Origin of the sequence: Cellulomonas citrea, from assembly GCF_009829685.1 — a bacterium.
GTDB classification, from domain to species: domain Bacteria; phylum Actinomycetota; class Actinomycetes; order Actinomycetales; family Cellulomonadaceae; genus Cellulomonas; species Cellulomonas citrea.
The window spans coordinates 1-2,528 of sequence record NZ_VWSD01000249.1; the positions used below are offsets into that span (position 1 = coordinate 1).

Annotated in this window: 3 protein-coding genes; all 3 read left to right on the plus strand. The window is 73.7% G+C overall.

Features of this window, described 5'->3' with window-relative positions:
* A partial coding sequence (cbiQ, locus tag F2B26_RS15735) for a cobalt ECF transporter T component CbiQ (RefSeq protein WP_210766852.1) occupies positions 1–942 on the plus strand: 942 nt, incomplete at its 5' end.
* Positions 932–1,732 (plus strand): energy-coupling factor ABC transporter ATP-binding protein, encoded by an 801-nt coding sequence (locus F2B26_RS15740; protein WP_201292786.1) that lies wholly within the window; start codon positions 932–934, stop codon positions 1,730–1,732. The genes cbiQ and F2B26_RS15740, both read left to right, overlap by 11 nt.
* A gap of 137 nt (positions 1,733–1,869) precedes the next feature.
* Positions 1,870–2,427 carry a copper chaperone PCu(A)C gene (locus F2B26_RS15745; RefSeq protein ID WP_159810962.1) on the plus strand — a complete coding sequence of 186 codons (558 nt, stop codon included), beginning with the start codon at positions 1,870–1,872 and terminating at the stop codon, positions 2,425–2,427.
* The last annotated feature ends 101 nt before the right edge of the window (positions 2,428–2,528 follow it).

Here is a 2,528-nt window from a genome sequence, read left to right on the forward strand (position 1 = left end):
CGACCTGACGGCGTGCCCACCGCCACCCGGGCCGCACCGCCCGTCCCGTCCTGGCTCACCGCGCCGCAGCCGCTCACCCTGCCCGCCCCCGGTCGGCGTCGGCGCACCTCGTTCGTCGACCGGACGCTCGACGGCACGTCGTCCGTGCTGCGGCAGGCCATGGTCGCCGACGACGCGTCGGCGGACGGGTTCCTGCAGCGCCTCGACCCGCGGGCCAAGCTCGTCGCACTGCTCGTCGTGCTCCTCGGGTTCGCGCTCGTGCACTCCCCGGTGCCCCTGGCCGTCGCCTACCTCGGCTTCGTGGCGCTCGCCGCGACCAGCCGGGTACCGGTGCTCACCTACCTGCGCCGGGTCTGGCTGGCGGTGCCGGCGTTCACCGCGGTCGTCGTCGCACCGGCCACGCTGTCGGTGGTCGTCCCGGGTGACGTCGTCGTCCCGCTGTGGACCTGGGACGGGACCCCGCAGGGGCTCACCCGGCAGGGGCTGACCAGCGCGGCGCTGCTGCTCGGCCGGGTCGCGTGCTCGATCAGCGCCGTGCTGCTGCTCACCCTCACGACCGGGTGGGTACGGCTGCTCGCGGCGCTCGGCGACCTCGGCGTGCCGCGGATGGTCGTCATGGTGATCGCGATGGCCTACCGGTACGTCGTCGTCCTGGCGGGCACGGTCGACGACATGCTCACCAGCCGCCGGGCGCGCACGCTCACCTCGGTCCGGCACGACGGCTCCGGCCGGGCGCTGCTCGGGGCCTCCGCCGGGGCGCTCGTCGCCAAGGCGCACCACCTGTCCGACGAGGTGCACCAGGCGATGGTCGCCCGCGGCTACCGCGGCCGGTCGTATGCGATGCAGGTCGAGCGGCTGCGCGCGGCCGATGTGCTCGCCGTCGCCGTCGCGCTGGCCGCCGTCGCCGCGCTGCTCGTCGGGGACGGTGCCCTTGGCCGCTGAACCCACGGCCCCCGAGCCCGTGCCAGCCGACCCGCACGGGGCGGTCGTCCTCGCCTGCCGCGACCTGCGCTACGCCTACCTCGACCGGTTCCCCGCCCTGGCCGGGGTGAGCCTCGACGTGCTCGCCGGCGAGCGCCTCGCCCTGCTCGGGGCCAACGGGTGCGGCAAGTCCACCCTGCTCAAGGTGCTCGACGGGCTCGTCTTCCCCACCTCGGGCACGGTGCACGCGTTCGGCGAGCCGCTCACCGAGTCCTCGCTCGAGGACGAGCGGACCAGCGCGGCCTTCCGGTCCCGGGTCGGCTTCGTGTTCCAGAACGCCGACACCCAGGTGTTCTCCCCGACGGTGCGCGAGGAGGTCGCCTTCGGCTGCCTGCAGCTCGGGCTGTCCCGGGAGCAGACGGCGGCCCGGACCGAGGACGTGCTCGCCCTGCTGGAGATCGCCGACCTGGCCGACCGCACCCCGTACCAGCTCTCCGGCGGGCAGAAGAAGAAGGTCGCGATCGCCTCGGTGCTCGTGATGAACCCGCAGGTGCTGCTCTTCGACGAACCGACCGCTGCGCTCGACCCGCGCAGCAGCGCGTGGCTGCGCGACCTCATGACGACCCTCGGGGCGGCGGGCAAGACGCTGGTCCTGGCCACCCACGACCTGGAGCACCTCACCGACCTGGCCGACCGTGCGGTCGTGCTGGGCGAAGACCACACCGTGCTCGCCGAGGCTGCCCCCGACGTCGTGCTGGGCGACCGCGACCTGCTGCTCGAGGCGAACCTCGTCGCAGGGCCGGTGCGGTGACCGAGGCGCGCCCGGCGCCCGGTTCGCTCACGGCGAAGACGTCTCGGCGCTCGTCGGGACCTCCGTCCCTTGAAGCGCCCATCGGTCACCTCCCGTTGTGGGAGAGTTCTGGGCGTCATCGAGGACGAAGGAGAACCATGCGTCAGCAGGTCGCAGCAGCAGGGGTCGTCGCAGTGCTGGCACTGGCCGGCTGCAGCCAGAGCACGTCAGGCTCGACGTCGAGCGCCAGCCCCACCGGCGGGTGTCCGCTCACCATCTCCGACGCCTGGGTCAAGGCCGCCGACTCGGGGATGACCGCAGCGTTCGGGACCCTGAAGAACACCAGCGACCAGACGGTTACCATCGACTCGGCCACCTCACCGGCGGCCGCGATGCTCGAGCTGCACGAGGTCGTCACCGGCACCGACGGCGCCGCCACCATGCGACCCAAGGCCGGCGGCTTCGTCCTCGAACCGGGGGCGACCACCACGCTGGCTCCCGGCGGCGAGCACGTGATGTTCATGGGCGTCACCGCCCCCATCAAGGTCGGCGACGACGTCACCGTCACGCTGCACACCACGGCGGGCGCCGAGTGCACGATGTCGGCCCAGGCACGCACCTTCACCGGCGGTAACGAGACCTACGCGCCGAGCATGCCGGGCATGGGCTCACCGTCGCAGTCCGCGATGCCCGGGATGGACATGCCGACCCCATGACCGAGCCGAGCCGGCGCACCGTGCTCACGGCCGGCCTCGCCGCGGTGACCGGCGTGGGGGCGGCCCTGGGCGGCCGCGCGGTGTGGGACGCGACCGTCGCC